We start from the raw sequence: 23,281 nt of genomic DNA on the forward strand, positions 1-23,281 counted from the left end.
CTACCATTGCACCCCCGACGAGCCGGCCAGGCCAAGGGAGCTGTCAATGGCAACCCACGGACCCTGTGAAACAGAAGGCCCCGGCCTCTTCCCGTTACCTGGCCACCCTCACTTCATATCGTCTAAACCCCCGCAGATAGCGGCCATTTGCGTCCGATGGAGGCGCCGCCCGCGCGAACGGCGACGGCGGGCCCGCCACGATGCACCGACCCACCGCCATTCGCCACACATGGCCGCTAAGCCACCGCAGATAGCGGCCATTCGCCACACATGGCCGCTAAGCCACCGCAGATNATTCGCCACACATGGCCGCTAAGCCACCGCAGATAGCGGCTATTTGCGTCCGATGGATGCGCCGTCCGCGTGGAGGGCGACGGTGGGCCGCCACGATGCACCGACCCACCGCCATTCGCCACATGTGGCCGCTAAGCCACCGCAGATAGCGGCCATTTGCGTCCGATGGAGGCGCCGCCCGCGCGAACGGCGACGGCGGGCCCGCCACGATGCACCGACCCACCGCCATTCGCCACACATGGCCGCTAAGCCACCGCAGATAGCGGCCATTCGCCACACATGGCCGCTAAGCCACCGCAGATGGCGGCCATTTGCGTCCAATGGAGGAGCCATCCGCGCGAACGGACTAGACGCCGGCCGCCTCACCGGCTGTCTCCCGTGCCGGCGTCGAAGCGCCCGGCGTGGAAACACCCTGTCCGGCCGTGGCCGTCAGGTGGCCGTGGCGGCTGGCCCAGCGTTCAAACCAGACGGTGGCGAACGGGATAACGGCGGACAGGCCGGCCATGAGCGCCACCCGGAACGGCCAGCGTTGCAGGCCCCACAGGCTCAGGGCGGCGATGCCGTAGCCGATGAAGAACGCCCCGTGGACGGGACCTGCAATCTCAACGCCCAGCTCGGTGGTCCGGGTGACCCATTTGAGAAACATGCCGATCAGCAAGGCGGCCCAGCTGAAGCCCTCGGCGATGGCCAGCAACCGAAAGATGCGGATCATGGCGGGTGCGGACGGCAGTTTCATATCGGAGTCTCCGCGTTCTGTCCCGGGGGACGTTCGATCCGGTCTTGGGCAAAAGGAGCGCCCCGGCGGCCGGCCTGAAAGGCGGTCTCGGGGCGTCCCTGTGGCTCTTGCTCTGGCGCTGGTCCCTAGCGTCCGCGGGCTGCTTTGCGGTCCGGACGGGCCTTGTAGGGATCGATGCCCTTGGGGATCGGCAGGCGGCTTCCCAGCGAGGAAATTCGCTTGGAAACGGTGTTGACCTCCAGCTTGGTCAGTTCGTTTTTCAATTTGGTCATCTTCTTAGCGACCTGGCTGATGGGAACCTGGCCCTCGCCGCGGCCGCTTTCAATCACGTGGATGGTGACGTTGGGAAGGATGCGGGCGAGCCGCTTGCGTTCGGCGTCGACCAGGGGCTTGACCCGGCTGGTGGGGCCCTCGCTGACGAGCACAACGCCGGGACGGCCAATTGCGCGGAAGACGGCGTCCTGCGTGCGGGGGTTGACCGCGACGGGCTGGTCCTCGGTGATCCAGCCGCGCTTGAGTGTGCCCAGCGCGGCGCCGGAGGCTCCGGGCTGGTTTTCGATCTGCGCGAAGGCGGCGCGCTCGGCCCGGCGGGACAGGATCAGGGTTGCCGCGAGGATGCCCAGCGGGATGCCGATGATCAGGCCGGTGATCCAGTTATCCAGCAGGTAGCCAACAACAAAGCTGACGGCCACGACGCCGAGGAATGCGAGCAGCATGAGCCACGGGACCATAGGATCGTGGCGGCGGGTCATCTGGAAGACCTCGCCGATCTGCTTCAGCCGGCTTGGCTTCTTGACCTTCGCTGCTTTGGGCTTGCGGGAAAAGAAGCCGCGCTTCGGAGCATCGGAAGCCGGAGTGGAGGTGCTGGAATCAGAGGAATTCGCCATAGTGCCTTAATTCTACGTGATTTATGGCCAGGGGCCGGACGCCGGAAGTGTCAGGCACCGGCCCGTGGAAACAATCTTTCAACCGTATTCAGGAGTGTGCTGCGATCAGCGAGCTGGCTTCCTGGCGGGTGCTTCCCGAGCTTTCGATGTGCGCCAGCTCGGCGGGGATCTCCCAGCCTTTCTTGCGCATTGCGGTGGCCCAGAGCCGGCCCGCGCGGTAGGAGGAACGCACCAGCGGCCCGCTCATAACGCCGAGGAAGCCGATCTGGTCCGCTTCCTGCTGCAGTTCCACGAATTCCTGCGGCTTGACCCAGCGGTCTACCGGCAGGTGACGCTCGCTGGGGCGCAGGTACTGGGTGATGGTGATGAGGTCGCAGCCCGCGTCGTGCAGGTCCTTCAGTGCCTCCGAGATTTCCTCGCGGGTCTCGCCCATGCCGAGGATCAGGTTGGACTTCGTCACCATGCCGAGTTTGCGGCCCTGCGTGATGACGTCCAGCGAACGGTCGTAGCGGAATGCGGGGCGGATGCGCTTGAAGATCCGGGGGACAGTCTCCACATTGTGGGCGAACACTTCGGGCTTGGAGTCGCAGATGGCCTCGATGTGCTCCGGCTTGCCGGAGAAGTCCGGAATGAGGAGTTCGACGCCGGTGCCCGGGTTCAGTTCATGGATCTTGCGGACCGTTTCGGCGTAGAGCCAGACGCCCTCGTCGGCGAGGTCATCGCGGGCCACCCCGGTCACGGTGGCGTAGCGGAGCTGCATCGTCAGGACGGAGCGGGCCACCTTGGTGGGCTCGAAGACATCCACGGGGGAAGGCTTGCCGGTATCGATCTGGCAGAAGTCGCAGCGCCGGGTGCATTCGGAGCCGCCGATCAGGAAGGTGGCCTCCTTGTCTTCCCAGCATTCGAAGATGTTGGGGCAGCCGGCCTCTTCACACACGGTGTGGAGGCCTTCTTTTTTGACGAGGTTCTTGAGCTGGACGTACTCGGGGCCCATATGGACCTTGGCTTTGATCCATTCGGGCTTACGTTCCACCGGGGTGGCCGCATTGCGCTGCTCAATACGCAGCATTTTCCGGCCTTCTGGTGCCAGTGTCACAGTAGAGCTCCTTCATGGTTTGCTACTAGCGCTTCTTCATTGTTGCGCAGTTCTTCGGTGATCCGCGACACGAGGTCGGCGGGGGTGACGTCCCTGCCCGTCTCCTGGGAGATGGTGGTGACGCCGGCGTCGGTAATGCCGCAGGCGATGATCTGGGCGTACGGGGCGAGGTCGTTGTTGCAGTTGATCGCAAAGCCGTGCATGGTGACGCCGTCGTGGACGCGGATCCCGATGGCGGCGATTTTGCGCGCCGGACCCAACGCGTCCTGCTCGAGCCAGACGCCGGCGCGTCCCTTGATCCGGACGGCCGCGATCCCGTAGTCGGCCAGGACGGCGATGATCACGGCTTCCAGACGCTCCACGTAGTCGCGGATCCCGGCCGGGTTCTTGAGTTTAAGGATGGGATAGCCCACCAACTGGCCGGGGCCGTGCCAGGTAAGTTTGCCGCCGCGGTCAACCGGGACGACGGGGGTCCCGTCAAAGGGGCGTTCGTGGTCCTCGGTGCGTTTACCCGCCGTGTAGACGGCGGAGTGTTCGAGCAGCAGGACCGTGCTGGGCGACGTGCCGGCGGCGACTTTCCCGTGCAGTTCGCGCTGGAGGTCCCAGCCGCGGGTGTAGTCGACGAATTCCGGGGCGAAACCAAGCCGGGAGAACTCAAGAGTCATGGCATCCAGCTTAGACCCGGACCGTCGTCGGGCCCGATTGTGTGTCCAAGCTCTCATGCCTGTGGATAACTTCTGCGGGATTCTGCAGGATCCGCTATTCCTAGGGTATGGAAGATGACGCGCGGACAGGCGGCAGGGCCCCCGAGGTTCCCGGATACGACGTCGGCCGCTGCCTGGGCCGTGGCGGCAGCGCGACGGTCTGGCTGGTGACCGAACAGTCGACGGGCCGCACGTACGCCCTCAAGTGTTTCCCGTGCCGGTCCGCTGCGGACGGCGAAGCGACGGAGGGCCGGGATCCGGAGGAGGGGGTGCGTCGTGAGGTCCGGATCCTCTCCGCCCTGGCCCACGACCATCTGGTCAAAGCCCGCGCGGTGGTGCGTATACGCTCCCCGCGCGGCGGCGCGCCCCTCATGGACGACGACAGTTGCGACGGCGACAGCGGCGACGGACTGGGGCTCGTACTGGACTACGCGCCCGGCGGATCGCTGGGCGGGCTGGTGGCCGGTAGGGGGAAGCTGGGCCCGGGGGAGACGGTGACTGTCCTGACCCCCCTCGCGCAGGCGCTGGCCTACCTGCACGGCAACGGCTTCACGCACGGCGACCTGTCTCCCGGAAACGTGCTCTTCACGGCGCACGGCAAGCCACTGCTTGCCGATCTGGGTGTCGCGAGGATGGTGGCCGATCCCGGCGACGTGTCCCAGGCCGGGACGGACGGTTTCCGCGACCCCGCGCCGGTGGATGCCGTCCGGGCTGGTCTGCAGCCGGAGCGGGACGTCTATTCGCTGGCCGCCCTCGGCTGGTTCTGCCTGACCGGCAGGGCTCCCGAGCCGGGGCCCCAGCGGCCGCCCCTGCCCTTGCTGGTGCCGGATGTTCCGGCGGCGCTGGCAGCGGCCCTGGAAGCCGGACTGCACGAGGACCGGCGGCAACGGCCCCCGGCCGCGGAGTTCGCGGCCGCCATCTACCGCAGCGCCGAGGCGGCGCCGGTGGACCTGTCCGTGTCAGTCCACGCCACAGTCATCCCGGAGTTGCTGACCCGGCGCGCCCTGCCCCGCAGCGCGCGGGAGCGGCGGGCTGAAAGCCGGCGGGGCTGGCTGCGCAGGAACTGGCCGCGCAGGAGGAGGTTGCCGAGGAGCAGATCACCGAGGAACTGGCTCCGCAGGAACAGGCTGCCGCGGAACGGGCCTCCCCCCGGGCCTGCCACGCAGACGGCGCCCGGGTCGGGGCCGGGGTCACTGCGCTCGGGCGCAACCCTGGCCGGAGCCCACCGCCGCCTGCCGGGGACCCATCAGGGAGCTCGGCCCCGCCGTGTCCGGGCAGCCGCCCGCCGCCGGGCGGCTGGCGCGCCGCTCGCTGTCGCCCTCCTCGCTGTCGCGCTGTTCGGCGTCGCGCTGCTGGGCGGGGCCTGGCTGCTGGCGGGCGGGCGGGTGACCCCGGCGCCCTTCCCTGAGCTCGTCCCGCCGCCCGTCGCGGCCACCGAAGTGGCGCCCGGCGCGGACACCGAAGCGGTAACGACGCCGGACCCGTCCGGGGCAGTGCCACCGGCAGGGCCACAGGCCGGAGCACCTGCTGAAGCTGAGGTGCGGGCGGACCTGGACGCCTTGCTGGCGTCGGTGGACCCTGAAGAGGCGGTGCGGGGACTGGCGCGGCTTCGCTCCCTGGCGTTCAGTTCCGGGAACTTCCGGCTGCTGGACCAGGTCAACGTTCCGGGGTCGGCCGCAGCCGGTGCGGACGGCCAGATTAGCGCCCTGCTGACGGAGTCAGGGCATGTGTTGGTCGGCTTCTCCACCGTCCTGACGCGGGTGGAAGGTGCCGCCGGCGGCACCGCGACCCGGGCCGTGGTCGCCGTCAGTGCGGCAACCACGCCCTACCGGGAGCAGGATCCCGCCGGTGAAGTCGTGGCGGACGCGGACGCCACAGCCGAACAGCGGCTGCAGCTGGTCCTCGTTCCTGTCGACGGCCGCTGGCGAATCCAGGAGATCCTGCCGGAGGAGTCCGCCGCAGGCTAGTGGTCATTTTCGTTAGTTCGTCGGGAGTCAGACGGAGCCTGGATCTTTTCGCGCCGGGGGACATGCCGATTCTTCGCACCCGGGGGACTGGGCATAGTGACACTATGTCCACCCGCTGCCCCCGGCGCGGGGCATGTCCCTTTGGGCCGGTGTCCAGTCCAGCGGGACATGCCCATTCTTCGCATCGGGGACTGGGCATGGTGACACTATGTCCATCCGCTGCCCCCGGCGCGGGGCATGTCCCTTTGGGCCGGTGTCCAGTCCAGCGGGACATGCCCATTCTTCGCATCGGGGACCGGGCATAATGACACTGTGTCCATCCGCTGGCCCAGGCGCGGGGCATGTCCCAGAGCCCCGCCACCGCGCCCGGACCGCCGACGAACTAACGGAAATGACGGCTAGCCGCGGCCCGCCACCCACGCGGCAGCCTGCGCCAGGGACGGATGCTGCCACTCAAACCCCGCCGCGCTGAGCACCGCCGGCTCCATCCGCTGGCTTGCGAGCAGCAGCTCCTCCGCGAGCCCGCGCATCACAAGACGCAGCACCGGCGCCGGGACGCGCAGCACCGCGGGGCGGTGGAGGGCGCCGGCCAGCCGGGCGATCAGCGAATTCACATCCGCGCTCTCGGGGGCACAGACATTGACCGGACCGGACACCGGAGCAGCGAGCAGGAAGGCGAAGGCGCCGGCCACATCCGGGAGCGTCACCCACGGCCAATACTGCCGCCCGTTGCCCAGCGGTCCGCCCACGCCGAGGCGCAGTAGCGGCATCAGCCGGCCCAGCGCGCCACCGGAGCGGCTCAGGACGACGCCCGTGCGCGGTGTCACCACCCGGACGCCGGCCGGAGCCTCGTGTGCGGCCGCTTCCCAGTCGGCGCAGATCCGGGCCAGGACGCCGCTGCCGGCAGGGGCATCCTCGCGGAGCACAGCCGGGCCTGCAGTGCCGTAATAGCCGGACGCCGACTGGCTCAGGAATACGGACGGCGGGGTTTCCAGCCGGGCCATCGCCGTCGTCAGGGTCCGGGTCGGATCCAGCCGCGAGCTGCGCAGCTCGCTGATCCGCCGCCGGGTCCACGGCCGGTCCCCGATGCCGGCGCCGGAAAGGTTGATGACGGCGTCGGCGCCCTTCAGTGCCGTGTCATCGATGTGCCCCGCCGCAGGGTCCCATTGGACCTCGTCGTGCGCCGTCGGCGGGCGCCGGACCAGCGTCCCGACGTCGTGCCCGGCGCTGCGCAGGGAGCTGGAAAGGGCGGTTCCGATCAGCCCGGAGGCTCCGGCAATAATGATTCGCATGTTCCATCTCACCATGTCCGGCACGGCAGGGAAACCTCCCGGGAGGGAGCGGTGGCGTTGACTATGATCTAACGATGACCTCTTCGAGTTACTTCCGTTTCCCGCATCTGCACGGCGATCTGGTCACTTTCGTGGCCGAGGATGACGTGTGGATTGCGCCCCTTGGCGGAGGCCGAGCCTGGCGTGTCTCCTCGCTGCAGTTGCCCGCCCGCAGCCCCCGGTTCACGCCGGACGGCAAGCGGCTCGTGTGGACAGTGATTCAGGGGACGGCACCGGAGGTGGTCACCGCGGACGTCGACGGCGGCGGCTACCGCCAGCTGAGCTACTTCGGCCACAGCTCCACCCGGGTCAAGGGCTTCACCCCCGGCGGGGACGTTGTGGTGACCAGTGCGTTCCGGCAATCCGACAGCCGGCACACCCACGCCTACAGCCTTCCCGTCGCCGGCGGCTGGGCCAGCGAACTCCCGTTCGGCCCCGTCGAGTCCGTAGCTTTTGGCCCCGAGGTCGGCGACGAACGCCCCGTCGTCCTGGCCAGCGTGCTCTCGCGTGAGCCCGCCTGGTGGAAACGCTACCGCGGCGGCACCGCCGGAAAACTGTGGATCGACGGCGACGGAAACGGTGAGTTCGAACGGCTCGCCGCCGAGCTCGACGGCAACCTGACCGACCCGATGTGGGTGAGGGGCCGGATTGCCTTCCTGTCCGACCACGAGGGCTACGGCAACCTCTACTCGGTGCTGCCGGACGGCACCGACCTCCGCCGCCACACGGATCACGAGGACTTCTACGTCCGGCACGCCGCCACCGACGGCCGGCGCGTCGTTTTCGAATCCGCCGGTGAGCTTTGGCTCCTGCCCGACCTCGGCTCGGACGCCGTAAAACTGGACATCACTCTCGGCTCCGCCTCCCAGGCCCGCCGCGCCGCACCGCTGAAGACGTCCCGGCACCTTGGCGATGTGGTCCCGGACCGTGCCGGCGGGTCCAGCGCCGTCGAAGCCCACGGCACCCTGCACTGGCTGCGGCACCAGGACGGCCCGTCCCGCGTCCTTGAAGCGACGCCCGGTGTCCGGGCCCGGCTGCCCCGCCCCTTCGGCGACGGACGGATCGCATACGTGGCCGACCACGACGGCGTCGAAGCACTGTATCTGAAGGCCATCGCAGCTCCTTTGGACGGCGGAACCCAGGACGGCGGAACCCCGGGCGGCGGAACCGAGACCGGCGTGCACCGGACCGTTCGCACCGCTGCCCCGGAACCTTCCGCCGCAGCCGAAGATGCCGACGCCGGAACGCCGCTGCCGCAGCCGGTTTCCGCCGCGACAATCACCCGCGCCGGCGCCGGCGCCGCCGTGTCCGCTCCGGCCGAGGCCGGAAGCAACCAGGCCGGAACCAGCCAGGCCGGAACCAGCCAGGCCGGAACCAGCCAGGCCGGAACCAGCCAGTCCGGAACCAGCCGCGACGGTGCAGACACCGCCGGCCCCGCGGGGGACGGCGACGCCTCCCTGCTGGACGGTCGGGGTTCGCGGCAACTGACCCGGATCGACTTTCCCAAGGCGACCCGGACCAGCGCCATCGAGGCCAGCCCGGACGGCAACTGGCTCGCCGTGGGCACCGCGTTCGGGGACATCTACCTGGCGGACACACGGACCGGCACCCTGGCGCTCGTGGGCAGTATCGGCGAAGGCAGCATCGACGGGTTCAGCTGGTCCCCGGACTCGGCGTGGCTGGGCTGGGCTGAGCCGGTCACGTCCTTCGGCTCCCGCAGCCGGCTGCGGATCACAAAGGTCGACGCCGCCGTGAAGTCCGGGGACCCGTTGCGTGCCATCATCGATGTTACCGACGGCCGCTTCCGCGACGAGTCGCCGTCGTTCACGCCGGATGGCAAATTCCTCGCCTTCCTTTCCAACCGCAGCTTCGACCCCGTCTATGACGGGCACTCTTTCGACCTGTCCTTCCCGAGCCCTATCAAGCCCTACCTTGTGGCCCTCGCCGCGGACACCCCCTCGCCGTTCGGACCCAGCGTCGACCTCCAGGACGAGGTCAAAGCCGGCAAGGTCAACGCCGCCAAGGTCAACGCCGGCGATGCCGGCTCTGAGCCCCGCGAAGGATCCGCGAAGGAAGAAGTTCCCGCCGTTTCCGTCGACGCGGAGGGCCTGGCCCACCGCGTCATCAGCGTTCCCGTGCCGCAGGGAAACTATTCCGGACTGACCGCCACGCCCGGGGCGCTGCTCTGGCTGGACAATGAGCTCTTCGGCGTCACCGGCGAAGGCCGCGCCAGCCTGGCGGACAAGAACGCGGCACCGAAACTGGTCCGCTTCGATCTCGCGAAGCGCCGCACCACCACCATCGTGGAGTCGCTGGACAGCTACCGCCTCTCCGGCGACGGCCAGAAGGTTATCTTCCTGCAGGACAAGCAGATCCGAGTTTCACCCGCCGGCGCCAAGGCCGACGAGGAGTCCGGCCAGCTGTTCAAGGTGGACCTGAACCGCATCCGCGTGCAGCTCGATCCGCTCAGCGTCTGGGGCCAGGCTTTCGATGAAGCCTGGCGGCTCCAGCGCGACTTCTTCTGGACCGAGGATATGGCCGGCCAGGACTGGGAATCGGTCCACGCCCGCTACCGTCCCATCGTGGACAGGCTTGGCTCGCACGACGACCTCGTGGACCTGCTCTGGGAACTCCACGGTGAACTTGGCACCTCGCACGCCTACGTCCGGCCCGCAGCAGTCACCGAGAACGGCAGCAACGGCCAGGGCCGCCTCGGCGCGGACCTGGCGTTCACCGGCGGGGGCTGGGAAATCACCCGGATACTGGCGGGGGAGTCCTCCGACCCGCTCGCCACCTCGCCGCTGACCCGCCCCGGCGCGGACGCGAAACCAGGCGACGTGCTGCTCGCGATCGACGGCGTCGAGCTCACCGAAGCGCGCACTCCTGCCATCCAGCTGGTCGGCGCCGCCGGCCGTGCCGTGGAACTCACGCTCCGCAACGGCCCCCGGCACGGTGACCAGGCCGGGAAACAGCGCCGGGTGGCGGTTGTTCCGGTCAAGGACGAGGAACGGCTGCGGTACCAGGAATGGGTTGCCGCCAACCGCCGCACCGTGCGCGAGGCGTCGCAGGGGACCTTCGGGTACCTCCATATCCCGGACATGATGGCCAACGGCTGGGCGCAGCTGCACCGCGACCTCGATACCGAAACGTCGCTCGACGGACTGATCGTGGACGTCCGCCGCAACCGCGGAGGCCACACTTCCCAGCTGGTGGCGGAACTCATCGGCCGCAAGGTCACCGGCTGGAGCATGCCCCGCGGCGAAAAGCCCGGGACCTACCCGCACCACGCGCCGCGCGGTCCGGTCATCATCCTGACCGACGAATTCGCCGGCTCCGACGGCGACATCATCACCCAGGTCGCCAAGCTGCGGGGGATCGGCCCGGTCATCGGCACCCGGACGTGGGGCGGCGTCGTAGGGATCGACAACCGGTTCGCCCTGGCCGACGGGACCGGCGTGACCCAGCCCCGGTACGCCACCTGGTTCTCCGGCGGCGTGGGCTGGGGTGTCGAGAACTTCGGTGTCGCCCCGGACATCGAAGTGACCTTCCCGCCGCACGCGTATGCCGCGGGCACCGATCCGCAGCTCGAATACGGCATCGGCGCCCTCAAGGAAATGATCCAGGAACTGCCCACCGACCGGCCGCCGCTGCGGGAAGGCTACCGCCAGGTGCGTCCAGCTCCGCTGCCCGCCCGCCCGAAAGCCTAGCCGGTCCGGGATGCCGCCGGCTTAAACGGCGAAGGCCCCCGTTCCCTGACCAGCAGGGAACGGGGGCCTTCGCCGTCGGCGTCAGGTGTTACGAGGCCAGGGTGGCGTCCAGGGTGATCTTGATGCCGGTGAGGGCGGCCGAGACGGGGCAGCCCACCTTGGCTTCCGCGGCGATCCGCTGGAATTCGCTTTCCGTGATTCCCGGGATCCGGGCGCTGACGGTCAGGTGGCTGTCCGTGATGCCGGTGCCGGGCACGAAGGTGACATCCGCCTTGGTGTTGACCTCCTCGGGGGCGTGGCCCGCCTGGGTGAGGGCGAGGCTGAAGGCCATCGAGAAACAGGCGGAGTGCGCCGCGGCGATGAGCTCCTCAGGGCTCGTCTTACCCTCGGAGGCCTCGGTACGGGCCCGCCAGGTGACATCGAAGTTACCGAGACCGGAGCTGTCCAGCGTCGTGTTGCCGGCGCCAGTCATCAGGTCGCCGTTCCATACAGTGTGTGCGGTGCGTGTTGCTGCCATGTCCACTCCTCAAGGTCGTTTGTCATCCCAGGGATCCCGCGATCCGCCGGATCGTGCCGTGTCCTATCCTAGGGACCCGGCGCCGCCTGCGCACCGGTGTCCGCTCCTGGAGAAGCGTGGCCACGTACAGTGCCGCCCACGGAGGGCAGGCGCAGCCCTACCTTAACGACGACGGCGACGCACCCGCGTGGGGTGCGTCGCCGTCGTTATCGCGTGAGTGGGATCTACTGCCAGAGGGTTGCGATGGCCACGTTCAGCAGGGCCAGGCCGCCGACGCCGTGCGCGAGGCCCTTGCCGGTGTCCTCGCCTTTCTTGTACTTGCGACGGCCAAGGAAAGCCAGCACGCCGACGGCCAGGGCAACGGCGAACTTGACGCCGAGCTTGACGTAGTCCGGATCGGCGAACCTCGGAATCGTCTGACCCAGGACCGGAATCAGTCCCATCAGGGCGATGCCGGTAAGCAGCTGCAGCATGGCGCCGTCGAACTGGCGGGGGTGGACGGTGGGCTTTTTCATCTGGCCGATCCAGATACCCACGATCATTGCTGCGCCGACGATGTGCAGGAAGACCACGATGTTATAGACGAGTTGCATGGGCCCAGTCTAGCCAGAAGGTTCTACGCACCGTAGCAGGACCCGCCACGGCTCCGACGCGGCCCGTCCCGGGCACAAAACGGCGACGGCGGCGCGGGTCACGGAGGGTTTCCCACCGTGCCCGCACCGCCGTCGCCGTCGGTGTTCGTGAAACCCGGCAAGCCGGAGGCTAGAGACCCAGGTCTGCCTCGAACGAGCCCTCTTCGAGGCGCGCCCGCAGGGTCTGCAGGAAGCGTCCAGCGTCGGCGCCGTCCACCAGCCGGTGATCGTATGTCAGGGAGAGGTACATCATCGAACGGATGGCCAGCGAGTCATCGCCGTTCTGATCGGTGACGACGACGGGCCGCTTGACGATCGCGCCGGTGCCCAGGATGGCGACATTCGGCTGGTTGATGACCGGGGTGTCGAAGAGCGCGCCCACGGAACCGATGTTGGTGATGGAGAACGTGCCGCCGGAGAGCTCGTCCGGACCGATCTTGCCCTGCCGGGTGCGCGAGGCCACGTCGGCGATTTTGCCGGCCAGGCCGGCGAGGTTCAGCTCGCCTGCGTCGGCGATCACCGGGACCAGCAGTCCCTTTTCGGTATCCACGGCAATCGCCAGGTGCTCGGCGTTGTGGTAGGTGATCTCCTGCGCTTCCTCGTTGTACTCAGCGTTGAGCTTCGGGTGCTGCTTCAGGGCCTCGGCCACGGCCTTGGCGATGAACGGCAGGAACGTCAGCTTGACGCCGTTGGTGGCGAGGAAGCCATCCTTGGCGGCGGTGCGCAGCTTGGCGATGCGCGTCATATCCACCTCGTGCACCTGGGTCAGCTGGGCGGAAACATCCAGCGACTCGCGCATGCGGCGGGCAATGACCTGGCGGATCCGCGGGGCCTTCTGCACGCTGCCACGCAGCGAGGACGGGTCAGCGGAGGGCCGGGCGGCCGGAGCAGCGGACGGACCCGGTGCGGCGGACGCAGCCGGTGCGGCTGCCGCGGGCGCCGGAGCTGCCTTGGCCTCTGCGGCCGCCAGCACGTCCTGCTTACGAATACGGCCGCCGACGCCGGTGCCGGCCAGCGTGCTGATGTCAATACCCTGCTGGTTGGCCAGCTTCCGGACCAGCGGAGTGACGTAGCCGGACTCGGCCGGGACCGATGCCTGGCTGGCCTGCGGCGCGGCCGGAGCAGTTGCCGGAGCAGCTGCCTTTGCCGGTGCAACAGGAGCTGCAGCTTCCTGCTGGGGTGCTTCCGCGGGGGCCGGAGCGGCGGCGGCTTCCTGCTTGGGTGCTTCCTGCTTGGGTGCTTCCTGCTTGGGTGCTTCGGGAGCGGGAGCTGCGGCAGGGGCCGCGGCACCGGCTCCGATCACGGCCAGTACGGCGCCGACCTCGGCCGTTTCATCCTCGCTGACACGGATTTCCTGCAGGGTGCCCGCAACGGGGGACGGGATCTCGGTGTCAACCTTGTCGGTGGACACCTCCAGCAGCGGCTCGTCCACCTCGACGGTATCGCCGATGCTCTTGAGCCAGCGCGTTACGGTACCTTCGGTGACGCTCTCGCCGAGGGCAGGGAGAGTGACTTCGTGGCTTTCGCCGGCCGGCGCTGCGGCGGCGGGTGCCTCGGCTTCGGCGGACGGCACGACGGCGGGTGCTTCGGCCGGCGCGGCAGCTTCGGGAGCCGCTGCGGCGGTGGCGGGTGCGGCAGCCGGTGCTTCCTCGGCGGCCGGGGCGGCGTCGCCCGCGGAACCGGAGCCATCGCCGATGCGGACCAGCGCGGCGCCGACCTCAGCGGTCTCGTCTTCGGCGACGAGGATTTCCTCGATCACACCGGCGATCGGAGAGGGGATCTCGGTGTCTACTTTGTCGGTGGAAACTTCGAGCAGCGGCTCGTCCACCTCCACCCGGTCACCTACCTGCTTGAGCCAGCGGGTAACGGTTCCTTCGGTGACACTCTCACCGAGGGCGGGCAAGTTAACGGTTTCAGACATGTCGTCCCCGTTCTCCTTATTGATCTTTAGTGCGGATGATTGCTGCTTTGGTCGAGCTTAGTGCACCCGGTTTTTGGGCCGGGTGCACTGAGCCCTGAAGTCTTGCGGCGGTGCGGGCGGAACTGCTAGCCGTGGAGGGGCTTGCCCGCGAACGCGAGATGGGCCTCGCCCAGGGCTTCGTTCTGGGTCGGGTGGGCGTGGACCAGCTGGGCCACGTCCTCCGGATAGGCTTCCCAGTTCACGATCAGCTGGGCTTCGCCGATCTGCTCGCCCATGCGGGAGCCGATCATGTGCACGCCGATCACGGGGCCGTCCTTCTGGCGGACCAGCTTGACCAGGCCGGACGTGCCCAGGATGGAGCTCTTGCCGTTGCCGGCCAGGTTGTATTCCTGGGTCAGGACCTGATCCTCGCCGAACTTGGCCCTGGCAGCCTTTTCCGTGTAGCCGACAGTGGCGATTTCAGGCTCGGAGTAGGTGACCTTGGGAATGTTGACGTCTTCGACGACGACGGGCTTCAGGCCGGCGATTTCCTCTGCTACGAAGATGCCCTGCTGGTAGCCGCGGTGCGCGAGCTGGACGCCCGGGACGATGTCGCCCAGCGCGTAAATGTTGCCGGCGCCGGTGTGCAGGCGTTCGTTCGTAATAACGAAGCCGCGGTCAAGCGTCACGCCCGCTTCCTCATAGCCCAGGTCGGCCGTGACGGGGCCGCGGCCGACGGCCACGAGCATCAGGTCAGCTTCGAAGGTCTTGCCGTCCACCAGGGTGACCTTGACGCCGTCGTCGTTCTGTTCGACGCCCTGGAAGAAGATGCCGGTGGAGAACTTGATGCCGCGCTTCTTGAAGGCGCGCTCAAAGGCCTTGACGATCGTCGCGTCCTCGTTCGGGACAAGCGACGGCAGGCCTTCGATGACGGTGACGTCCACGCCGAAGGACTTCCAGACGGAAGCGAACTCGACGCCGATCACGCCGCCGCCGAGGATGATCGCACTCTTGGGGATGTAGTCCATGGTGAGGGCTTCGTCGGAGGTGATGACCTTGCCGCCGATTTCCAGGCCCGGCAGCGTGCGGGAATAGGAGCCGGTCGCGAGGACAATGTTCTTGCCCTTGTAGGCGGTCCCGTTCACGACGACGGTGTCGGTGCCCTGGAGCTTGCCCTCGCCCTCGATGACCGTGATGGCCTTCTTGCTCTTGATGAGACCCAGCAGGCCCTTGAACTTGCCGGCAACGATGCCGTCCTTGTAGGCGTTGACGGCGGTGATGTCGATGCTGTCGAGGGTGACATTGACGCCGTACTTCGCCGAGTCACGGGCGTGGTCGGCCAGTTCTGCGGAGTGCAGCAATGCCTTGGTGGGGATACAGCCGTTGTGCAGGCAGGTGCCGCCGAGTTTGCCCTTTTCGATCACGCCGACGGTGAGGCCAAGCTGAACGGCACGCAGGGCAGTTGCGTAGCCGCCGCTGCCGCCGCCGAGTACCAGGATGTCGAATTCTTGCGCAGTTGCCTGATCGGCCACTAAAACGCTCCCTCGCGTGAACGATGACACGAGAGTACGCATCATCTGGTCTTGGAACTTCCTGCCGTGATTATGCCAGCCGGGAAGTTCCCTTTCATTTGTGACTACCAAAGTTCACCTTAGCGAACCACTAATACATGCTCCACCTTGCCGTGGCGATTGTGGAGCGCTTGTGTCCAGTCTCACGCGCCCTGGTGACCGGGGGATCGGAGCCCCCGGTCACCAGCCGCGCGGACGTTTCGACGATTAGACCTTCGTGGCCAGGATGTCCTCGACATAGGCCACGAGCGTGCGCACCGTGCAGCCGGTACCCTGCTTGTGGTTGTAGCCGTAAGGGCTGCCGGTGTTGAAGGACGGGCCGGCGATGTCGATGTGCGCCCAGGGGATCTGCTCGCCGTCCTTGCCCTTCCCGACGAATTCGCGCAGGAAGACAGCGGCGGTCATCATGCCGCCGTGGCGTTCGCCGATGTTGGCGAGATCGGCCACCTGGGAATCCAGGCTGGGGCGGAGCTCCTCGGGCAGGGGCATCGGCCAGACCAGCTCGCCGGCCCGGTCCGCGGCGGCCTTGAGCGGGGCGGTGACGGCGTCGGAGCCCATGATTCCGGCGGTGCGGTTGCCCAGGGCGATCAGCTGCGCGCCGGTCAGGGTGGCGACGTCGATGATGGCGTCCGGGAATTCCTGGCTCGCGGCGACGATCCCGTCGGCCATGACCAGGCGGCCCTCGGCGTCCGTGTTCAGGACCTCGACGGTCTTGCCGCCGAAGATCGTCAGGACGTCGGCGGGGCGCTGGGCGGCACCGGAGGGCATGTTCTCCGCGATGCAGAGCCAGGCGGTCGCCTTGACGGGAAGGCCCAGGCCGGCAATGGCCAGCACGGTGTTAAGGACGACGGCGGCGCCCGCCATGTCGGATTTCATGTCGCCCATGCCCAGGTGCGGCTTGAGCGAGATGCCGCCGGTGTCGAAGGTGATGCCCTTACCCACGAAGGCGATCTTGGCTGTGGCCCTGGCGGGGGAGTATTCCACCTTGACCAGGCGCGGCTGGCGGGTGGAGCCCTTGCCGACGCCGAGGATGCCGCCGAAGCCTTCCTTTTCCAGGCGCTTCTCGTCCCACACGGTCACCTTGACGGGCAGGCCCTTGGCGAGTTCCTTGGCGGCTTCGGCAAAGGATTCGGGGAAGAGATGGCTCGGCGGCTGGTTGACCAGCGAGCGGGTGGCGTTGACGGCCCTGCCGATCAGGGCGGCACGGTCCAGGACGGTCTTGAGGCCCTTGTCCGAGGCGAGATCGGAGACGATCACAACGTTCTTCACCGGGTCCTTCAGTCCCTCCTTGGAGGTACGGTACTCGGTGAACGCGTACGCGCCCATCGCGGCACCCTCGGCGACGGCGGCGACGTCGGCCAGGGTCGACGTCGGAAGCGCGAGCGTGACGGTGGTGACGCCGGCCAGCTGGCGGACGGCCGAGCCGGCGGCGCGGCGCAGGGCTTCCTCGGTGAGTGCCTGGTTGGCGGCAACCTTGCCGACCCCGGCGAGCACCAGGATGCCGGCTCCCACGTCGGCCAGCCCGGGCAAGCGGTGCGCCTGGTCGGCTGCCCCGGTGATGCCAAGAGCGCCCAGTGATTCCGCCAGTGCCTCGGCGGCCTTGGCCGTCAGGGGATTGCTCAGCAGGACCGGACCGTCCGTGCCCTGGCCCACGCCGATGACGAGGGCGCCGCTGGGGGACTTCTTCAAATCCCCGGCGATTGCACGAAGTGTGACTTCAGTATTCTTGACCACGAGGACAGTCCTCAATTCTCTGTGATTTTTCGGCAGGAACTGCATGGTTGGCGCCCTGCCATGGAACCTGCGCCGCTGTTGGTCTGGGACGTAGGCTAAGTGCTTCCAAGCCGTCATAGGGCCAGCTCCGATCGTAGTCTCTCCCCGGTGCGGGTGTTCAATTGGATGAGATCTGGAGCACACCACCGGCAGGAATGCCCCCGCGCCCCCGGACGTTGTAGCTGGTATCGGCGCAGCTGGCTGCGGCTCGTGTGCTCCGGTCGGCGGCACCTGACGGCACCTGCCGGCACCTGCCGGCACCACCCGCCGCGCGGGACTCCGCCTCCGCCAGCCGCCTCCGCCAACCGCCGACTACGAAAGGAACATGCCGTGATCGAACGGATTTCCGGCTCTCTGCTGGACCCCGAATCGCTTTACTTGCGTGATGACGCGCTGTTCCACAGCCCGGAGCTGCGCGGGCTGAACCTCGTTATGGGATTCACCGGCTTTGCCGACGCCGGCCACGTCGTCCGGCAGATCACCACCGAAATGCTGGATACTCTCGACGCCGAGATGATCGCCCAGTTCGACGCCGACCAGCTGATCGACTACCGGACCCGGCGCCCGCAGGTGAGCTTCGTCGAGGACCACCTGCAGGACTACCAGGCGCCCAGCCTGGCGCTGTACCGGCTGATTGACGGGCTCGGCAGCCCGTTTCTGCTCCTGTCCGGGTTCGAACCGGACCTGCAGTGGGAACGCTTCGCCCGCGCCGTCGTCGGGATTGTCCGGGAGCTGGACGTAAATCTGGTGACCTGGATCCATTCCATCCCGATGCCTGTTCCGCACACCCGCCCCGTGGGGGTGACCGTTCATGGCAACCGCCCGGACCTGATCGAGGGAATCTCGATGTGGAAGCCGACCGTCGAGGTGCCTGCCGCGGTGGGCCACATCCTTGAACTGCGGTTGGTGGAGGCTGGCCGCAACGTCGCCGGCTACGTTATGCATGTCCCGCACTACCTTGCCGAGGCCGAATACCCGACGGCGGCCGTCGCCGGGCTGGAATACCTGGGTGCCGCGGCTTCGCTGATGCTGCCCACGGACCGGCTCCGCGAGGCAGGCCGGGAGGTCGGCCGCCAGATTGCTGAACAGATCGCCGCGTCCGAGGACGTCCAGCAGGTGGTGTCCCGGCTCGAGACGCGCTACGACGAGAAGGCCGAGGGAACGGTGCGGCGTTCGCTGCTCGCCGACGAGAACGACCAGCTGCCCAACGCGGATGCCCTCGGTGCCGCCGTGGAGGCCTACCTTGCCCGAACAGAACCCGGGGAATAACTACGACTGTTCACACGCACGGGCATAATAGGGGCGTGACTTCACCCCGCGCCTGGCTGATCTGGATCATCGGGGTCTTCGCGTACCTCATCGCGGTCAGCCAGCGCACGTCTTTTGGTGTGGTGGGGCTGGAAGCCACCGAGCGCTTCCATGCCAGCGCGGCCGAAATCTCCTTCTTCACCGTGCTGCAACTCCTCGTCTACGCCGGGCTGCAGATCCCCGTCGGCGTGCTGGTGGACCGCTTCGGTTCCCGCGCGATGATTGCGGGCGGCGCCCTGCTGATGGGCCTCGGGCAGCTCCAGCTGGCCTTCGCGGAGAACATCCCGGGAGGCGTGCTGGGCCGGGTGCTGGTGGGCGCCGGCGACGCCATGACCTTTATCGCCGTGATCCGGCTGATCCCGCTCTGGTTTGCTCCGGTCAGGGTGCCGCAGCTCACCCAGCTCACCGGGATGTCCGGGCAGCTTGGCCAGCTCTTTTCCGTGGTGCCGTTTGCGTTGATCCTGCACTCCGCCGGCTGGACGCCGGCTTTCCTCACGCTCGCTGCGATGTCCGCCCTCGCCCTCGTTCTGGTGGTGGTCCTGCTGCAGGACCTTCCGCCGGGCCATCGGCCCCCGGCACCGTCCCGGGGGCTTCGCGCCACGGGCCTTTCGCTGGCCCTCGCGTGGCGGCAGCCCGGCACCCGGTTGGGCCTGTGGAGCCACTTCACCGTCCAATTCAGCGGCACCGTGTTCGCGATGACCTGGGGCTACCCCTTCCTGATCTCCGCCCAGGGCCTGGACAGGGCCGTGGTTTCGGCGCTGATGACGCTCTACGTCGCTTCCGCCATCGCCGCCGGCCCGCTGATGGGCAGGTTTGTGGCCAGGCATCCGCTGCGGCGGTCCACCATGGTGCTGCTGATTTCGGCGGCCACCGCCGCGGCCTGGGCTGCCGTGCTCCTCATTCCCGGCCGGTCCCCGCTGTGGCTGCTGGCCGCCCTCGTGGTGGTGCTGGCCGTCGGCGGGCCGGGCTCCATGATCGGCTTCGACTTCGCCCGGACCTTCAACCCGGCCCACCGGATCGGCACCGCCACGGGGATCGTCAACGTGGGCGGTTTCATCGCAGCCCTCGTGGCCATTTTCCTGATCGGCGTGGTTCTCGACGTTCTGCACGCCACCGGCTTCTCCCAGGGTGAGCTGTACGGTATCGATCCGTTCCGGATCGCCCTGAGCGTCCAGTTCCTGCTGCTGGCGGCCGGAGCCGGCGCCATCATCGTTATCCGGCGGAAAGTGCGCCGCCAGATGGCGGCGCAGGGCGTGGTGGTGCCCCCGCTGCGCGCGGCCCTGGCCCGGCAGCGCAGGCGCAGCACGGAACGCGGCCGCACCACCTGACCGCACCACCTGACCGGGGGGTGGCCCGGACTTTGCCTCGAGGCGTTCTCCACATAGGGCAAGTCGAGCTATCGGCAGGGCATGGCCGTCGACGAAGCTGGCGTTATGACAGCTCCCGAACACCTGAAAATCACCGGCCCCGAGGACATCCTTGGCTTCATCCCGCATTCCCTGGGCTACTGGCCCGCCCGCAGTCTCGTGGCCATGACGCTGCAAGGCAAACGCCTCGGCGCCATCCTGCGGGTAGACCTGCCCTATGACGGCGCAGGCGGCCAGGGCGGTCCGCCCGCAGGGGTCCGCTTCGCCCGCAGCGTGGCGTCCTATCTGGAGGCCGACGAGGAAGCGGACGGCTCGCTGTTGGCCTTCTTCACCGGAATGGACGGGGACGGAAGTACGTTCGCGGTGCTCTTGCAGGGGCTGGAGCACGCACTGGCGGAAGCCGGCATGCCGGTGCGGGATGCCTGGCTCATCGGTGCCGACTACTGGCGCAACGCCTACTGCAATGACCCTTCGTGTTGCGCCATGCCCGGCCGGCCGGTCGACGAGATTCGGAACAGCCGGCTCAACGCCGAGATGGTCTTCCGCGGCAGCACCGTCGGTTCTGCGCCCGGCGACCCTGCGCCGGCGCCGTCGCCGCGCCGCGTTGACCCGGCGGTCCTGGCGGCCGAGGACGACTGGGCGCTGCTGTTCGCCGGACGACGGCGGGAGCGTCCACAGTTCGCCGAGGCGCTGGAAGTCTGGACGCGGGTGCTGCGGGCCCCGCCCGGGCGGGAGCTCCCTGCCGGCCTGGCCGGCTATCTGCGCGCCACCCTCTGCGTCCCGGCCTGGCGGGACGCCGTGCTGGTGATGGCGGCCGCCGGGCCGGAGGCGGCCGGTCGCGGTGCGGAAGACTTCGGCGTGTTCGACGACGGTTCCGCGCCGCGTCGTGGGCGGCCGGATCCGCTGCCGCCCCTGCCGCTGCCCCCGCTCGAGGGCTTTCCGCCGCAGGCGCTTCCGGGCGACGTTGGTGGTGCCGAAGGCGGCGCGGCCGGCGGCAACGGCGGCGGCAGCAGCACAGGGAACGAGCCGGTGGAGGTGCCCGCGTACGGGGAAGTGCTGCTGGGCCTCGCCCCGCCGGTGCCGGACTGGCCGCTGATGCGGCGGCTGGAACGGATCCTCATCCAACTGGCGGAAGCCGGCGGCGAAGCCGGGGCTGCAGCCGTGACCGGCCGCGGCTGGATTGAGTGGTGCCGCGGCAAGGGATCCTACGCGGACGCCCTGTTCATTCTCGCCCAGGCGGAATACCCGGGATACCGGCTGGCGGAACTGCTGGCGGAACTCGTCCGGCGCGGGACGCTGTGCGGCTGGGCGGGCCGGAAAGACTCCGCCTGGCAGAAGTTCGAGGCCGACGCGGCCTGACGGCGGGCGCCTTCATGGAAAGTTAAATTATTGCCCACGCTTCGCTGCGGGGCGGCAACGATTCCAAAAATCATGAGACAATGGTTGCCGAGACCCGGTTGGGTCCGTGTATTAAGTGCTCGTAGTGAACCCCGGAAATCGGGAACATTACGGTCCTCCCGGCAGTTCTACTGAGTGGCTCTGCTGGCCGTGACTGCACCTGATGTGAAACACGGACTTGACAGGGTCATAGTGGTGTTGCCCGTATGGCGATTCCACAGACCGCTGCTAGAAAGGTTTTCTGTGACCCCGTCTTCCGCGAAGAAGGAACCCGCCGACCAGGCCGAATTGTCCGCCGAGGAAAAGAAGGCGGCGACCAACGCAAAGCGCGCCGCCACGCGTGCAGCCAACAAGGCCGTCAAAGACGCAGCCTTGGGTGAAGGTGACAACGCCGACTCGGCAGCCGCCAGGCCGGAACCCAAGAAACGCGGGCCAAAGCCCGGCGCCAAGGCTGCGGCGCAGGCCGCCGGCAAAGCCGCCCGCGACGCCGATGACGACTCCGAAGTGGACCTTGACGAGGCAGCCGCCGTCGAGATCGGCGAAGACGGCGAAGAGATCCCGGCCAAGGCCGCCGCAGCCCCCACCGGGTCCGGCTTTGTCTACTCCGATGCCGACGACGACGACGCCCCCGTGCAGCAGGTCATGTCCGCCGGCGCCACCGCGGACCCCGTCAAGGACTACCTGAAGCAGATCGGCAAGGTCGCCCTGCTGAACGCCGAGCAGGAAGTTGATCTCGCCCTGCGCATCGAGGCGGGCCTGTTCGCCGAAGAGAAGATCAATGCCGACGACGGAAGCATGGATCCGAAGCTTAAACGCGAGCTCGAGTTCGTCATCCACGACGGCAAGCGCGCCAAGAATCACCTGCTCGAGGCCAACCTCCGCCTCGTGGTGTCGCTGGCCAAGCGCTACACCGGCCGCGGCATGCTGTTCCTGGACCTGATCCAGGAAGGCAACCTGGGCCTGATCCGTGCGGTCGAGAAGTTCGACTACACCAAGGGCTTCAAGTTCTCCACCTACGCCACCTGGTGGATCCGCCAGGCGATCACCCGGGCCATGGCCGACCAGGCACGCACCATCCGTATCCCGGTGCACATGGTTGAAGTCATCAACAAGCTGGCCCGCGTGCAGCGCCAGATGCTGCAGGACCTTGGCCGCGAACCGACCCCCGAAGAGCTGGCCCTCGAGCTGGACATGACGCCGGAGAAGGTCGTCGAGGTCCAGAAGTACGGCCGCGAGCCGATCTCCTTGCACACACCGCTGGGCGAGGACGGCGACTCCGAATTCGGGGACCTCATCGAGGACTCCGAAGCAGTGGTCCCGGCCGATGCCGTCAGCTTTACGCTCCTGCAGGAACAGCTGCACTCGGTGCTGGACACGCTCTCCGAGCGCGAAGCGGGTGTTGTGGCGATGCGCTTCGGCCTGACCGACGGACAGCCGAAGACTTTAGACGAAATCGGCAAGGTCTACGGCGTGACGCGTGAGCGGATCCGCCAGATCGAATCCAAGACCATGTCCAAGCTGCGGCACCCGTCGCGCTCACAGGTCCTGCGCGACTACCTGGACTAAGCCGGGACTAATCGCCCGGATTAACCCAACGCGGGGTCACATCCCGCCCATGATCTTCGGACTCATGGGCGCGAAGTGACCCCGCGTTGTTGGTGTCAGGGGCGCCGGGTTAAAAAACCAGGGCCCCTCCGGAAGGGAGGAGCCCTGGACTGCTTGGTTTCAGGTCAGCTGAGCTGAACGCGAATGGTCTAGTCGACCGGAACCGGTGTCTTTTCCTGAAGTCGGCTGGTCTCGTCGTGCCAGTCTGAGCTGAGCGGCCTCAGCGTCGGTTCCACGGCGCGGGCGTGGTGGCCGCAGAAGAGAAGCTCACCCCCGGAAGCGCCGAGAACAACCCGGACATATGCCTGTGCTCCGCAACGATCGCACCGGTCAACGGTGGTGAGTGTGCGGTCCGCAACTGCTGTTGTCATGTTCGGCCTCCTTGGTAGATCGGTATACCTATATAACCAGCATTCGGAGCCAAACCATCGCAAGTTTGCCCGACTTTCGCTGTACGCGTATCACGTCTGCATAACGGGTTTCGTGGC

The 23,281-nt window shown here is 67.9% G+C and carries 17 protein-coding genes; 6 read left to right on the forward strand and 11 right to left on the reverse strand.

The annotated features are described in order from the left end of the window. Positions 1–640: 640 nt before the first annotated feature. The 4 genes from AC50X6_RS16645 to lipB form a co-directional block, all read right to left on the reverse strand. The gene (locus AC50X6_RS16645; protein ID WP_494967277.1) at positions 641–1,006 is read right to left on the reverse strand and encodes a DUF3817 domain-containing protein; all 366 of its coding nucleotides are present in this window, start codon (positions 1,004–1,006) and stop codon (positions 641–643) included. Between the two features lie 149 nt (positions 1,007–1,155). Then, positions 1,156–1,917 carry a DUF4191 domain-containing protein gene (locus AC50X6_RS16650; protein WP_494967278.1) on the reverse strand — a complete coding sequence of 254 codons (762 nt, stop codon included), beginning with the start codon at positions 1,915–1,917 and terminating at the stop codon, positions 1,156–1,158. Positions 1,918–2,005: 88 nt separating this feature from the next. Continuing rightward, entirely contained in the window at positions 2,006–3,013 is a 1,008-nt protein-coding gene (gene lipA / locus AC50X6_RS16655) for a lipoyl synthase (RefSeq protein ID WP_494967279.1), read from the reverse strand. Next, complete coding sequence (lipB, locus tag AC50X6_RS16660; protein WP_494967280.1) at positions 3,010–3,735, reverse strand: lipoyl(octanoyl) transferase LipB; 726 nt, start codon at positions 3,733–3,735, stop codon at positions 3,010–3,012. Before lipB ends, lipA begins: the two co-directional genes overlap by 4 nt. 50 nt (positions 3,736–3,785) lie before the next feature. Between lipB and AC50X6_RS16665 the strand changes: the two genes are divergently transcribed. Beyond that, complete coding sequence (locus AC50X6_RS16665) at positions 3,786–5,684, forward strand: serine/threonine-protein kinase (RefSeq protein ID WP_494967281.1); 1,899 nt, start codon at positions 3,786–3,788, stop codon at positions 5,682–5,684. Between the two features lie 398 nt (positions 5,685–6,082). Here the strand turns inward: AC50X6_RS16665 and AC50X6_RS16670 are convergent, their stop codons facing one another. Continuing rightward, on the reverse strand, positions 6,083–6,976 hold the full coding sequence (locus tag AC50X6_RS16670; RefSeq protein WP_494967282.1) for a TIGR01777 family oxidoreductase: 894 nt from the start codon (positions 6,974–6,976) through the stop codon (positions 6,083–6,085). Between the two features lie 74 nt (positions 6,977–7,050). Here AC50X6_RS16670 and AC50X6_RS16675 point away from each other — a divergent pair, with 74 nt between their 5' ends. Continuing rightward, a complete protein-coding gene (locus AC50X6_RS16675; RefSeq protein ID WP_494967283.1) occupies positions 7,051–10,722 on the forward strand; it encodes a S41 family peptidase in 3,672 nt (1,223 codons plus the stop codon). A gap of 88 nt (positions 10,723–10,810) precedes the next feature. Here the strand turns inward: AC50X6_RS16675 and AC50X6_RS16680 are convergent, their stop codons facing one another. From AC50X6_RS16680 to AC50X6_RS16700, 5 genes are all read right to left on the reverse strand, one after another. Beyond that, positions 10,811–11,239, reverse strand: coding sequence for an OsmC family protein (locus tag AC50X6_RS16680; protein WP_494967284.1), 429 nt, complete (start codon positions 11,237–11,239; stop codon positions 10,811–10,813). Between the two features lie 224 nt (positions 11,240–11,463). Next, positions 11,464–11,832: a hypothetical protein gene (locus tag AC50X6_RS16685; RefSeq protein WP_494967285.1), complete on the reverse strand. Its 369-nt coding sequence runs from the start codon at positions 11,830–11,832 to the stop codon at positions 11,464–11,466. A gap of 169 nt (positions 11,833–12,001) precedes the next feature. After that, positions 12,002–13,792: a 2-oxoglutarate dehydrogenase, E2 component, dihydrolipoamide succinyltransferase gene (sucB, locus tag AC50X6_RS16690; RefSeq protein ID WP_494967286.1), complete on the reverse strand. Its 1,791-nt coding sequence runs from the start codon at positions 13,790–13,792 to the stop codon at positions 12,002–12,004. Between the two features lie 125 nt (positions 13,793–13,917). Next, on the reverse strand, positions 13,918–15,303 hold the full coding sequence (lpdA, locus tag AC50X6_RS16695; RefSeq protein WP_494967287.1) for a dihydrolipoyl dehydrogenase: 1,386 nt from the start codon (positions 15,301–15,303) through the stop codon (positions 13,918–13,920). A gap of 246 nt (positions 15,304–15,549) precedes the next feature. Next, complete coding sequence (locus tag AC50X6_RS16700) at positions 15,550–17,076, reverse strand: leucyl aminopeptidase (RefSeq protein WP_494967288.1); 1,527 nt, start codon at positions 17,074–17,076, stop codon at positions 15,550–15,552. Between the two features lie 369 nt (positions 17,077–17,445). Between AC50X6_RS16700 and AC50X6_RS16705 the strand changes: the two genes are divergently transcribed. The 4 genes from AC50X6_RS16705 to AC50X6_RS16720 all read left to right on the forward strand — a co-directional run bounded on the left by AC50X6_RS16705 (position 17,446) and on the right by AC50X6_RS16720 (position 22,754). After that, entirely contained in the window at positions 17,446–18,384 is a 939-nt protein-coding gene (locus AC50X6_RS16705; protein WP_494967289.1) for a proteasome assembly chaperone family protein, read from the forward strand. 35 nt (positions 18,385–18,419) lie between these two features. Beyond that, positions 18,420–19,751: an MFS transporter gene (locus tag AC50X6_RS16710; protein WP_494967290.1), complete on the forward strand. Its 1,332-nt coding sequence runs from the start codon at positions 18,420–18,422 to the stop codon at positions 19,749–19,751. 105 nt (positions 19,752–19,856) lie between these two features. Then, positions 19,857–21,149: a DUF4192 family protein gene (locus tag AC50X6_RS16715; RefSeq protein WP_494967291.1), complete on the forward strand. Its 1,293-nt coding sequence runs from the start codon at positions 19,857–19,859 to the stop codon at positions 21,147–21,149. Between the two features lie 282 nt (positions 21,150–21,431). Beyond that, entirely contained in the window at positions 21,432–22,754 is a 1,323-nt protein-coding gene (locus tag AC50X6_RS16720; protein WP_494967292.1) for an RNA polymerase sigma factor, read from the forward strand. 188 nt (positions 22,755–22,942) lie between these two features. Here AC50X6_RS16720 and AC50X6_RS16725 read toward each other — a convergent pair whose 3' ends face one another. Beyond that, the gene (locus tag AC50X6_RS16725) at positions 22,943–23,164 is read right to left on the reverse strand and encodes a DUF7455 domain-containing protein (protein ID WP_326966645.1); all 222 of its coding nucleotides are present in this window, start codon (positions 23,162–23,164) and stop codon (positions 22,943–22,945) included. Positions 23,165–23,281 lie beyond the last annotated feature (117 nt).

This window comes from Pseudarthrobacter sp. HLT1-7, assembly GCF_059383435.1.

What these genes read in the sequence shown, in the direction of transcription:
- AC50X6_RS16645 (WP_494967277.1), bottom strand. Translation starts at nt 1,006, where the DNA reads ATGATCCGCATCTTTCGGTTGCTGGCCATCGCCGAGGGCTTCAGCTGG.
- AC50X6_RS16650 (WP_494967278.1), bottom strand. Translation starts at nt 1,917, where the DNA reads ATGGCGAATTCCTCTGATTCCAGCACCTCCACTCCGGCTTCCGATGCT.
- lipB (WP_494967280.1), bottom strand. Translation starts at nt 3,735, where the DNA reads ATGAGAGCTTGGACACACAATCGGGCCCGACGACGGTCCGGGTCTAAG.
- AC50X6_RS16665 (WP_494967281.1), top strand. Translation starts at nt 3,786, where the DNA reads ATGGAAGATGACGCGCGGACAGGCGGCAGGGCCCCCGAGGTTCCCGGA.
- AC50X6_RS16670 (WP_494967282.1), bottom strand. Translation starts at nt 6,976, where the DNA reads ATGCGAATCATTATTGCCGGAGCCTCCGGGCTGATCGGAACCGCCCTT.
- AC50X6_RS16675 (WP_494967283.1), top strand. Translation starts at nt 7,051, where the DNA reads ATGACCTCTTCGAGTTACTTCCGTTTCCCGCATCTGCACGGCGATCTG.
- AC50X6_RS16680 (WP_494967284.1), bottom strand. Translation starts at nt 11,239, where the DNA reads ATGGCAGCAACACGCACCGCACACACTGTATGGAACGGCGACCTGATG.
- AC50X6_RS16685 (WP_494967285.1), bottom strand. Translation starts at nt 11,832, where the DNA reads ATGCAACTCGTCTATAACATCGTGGTCTTCCTGCACATCGTCGGCGCA.
- sucB (WP_494967286.1), bottom strand. Translation starts at nt 13,792, where the DNA reads ATGTCTGAAACCGTTAACTTGCCCGCCCTCGGTGAGAGTGTCACCGAA.
- AC50X6_RS16715 (WP_494967291.1), top strand. Translation starts at nt 19,857, where the DNA reads ATGACAGCTCCCGAACACCTGAAAATCACCGGCCCCGAGGACATCCTT.
- AC50X6_RS16725 (WP_326966645.1), bottom strand. Translation starts at nt 23,164, where the DNA reads ATGACAACAGCAGTTGCGGACCGCACACTCACCACCGTTGACCGGTGC.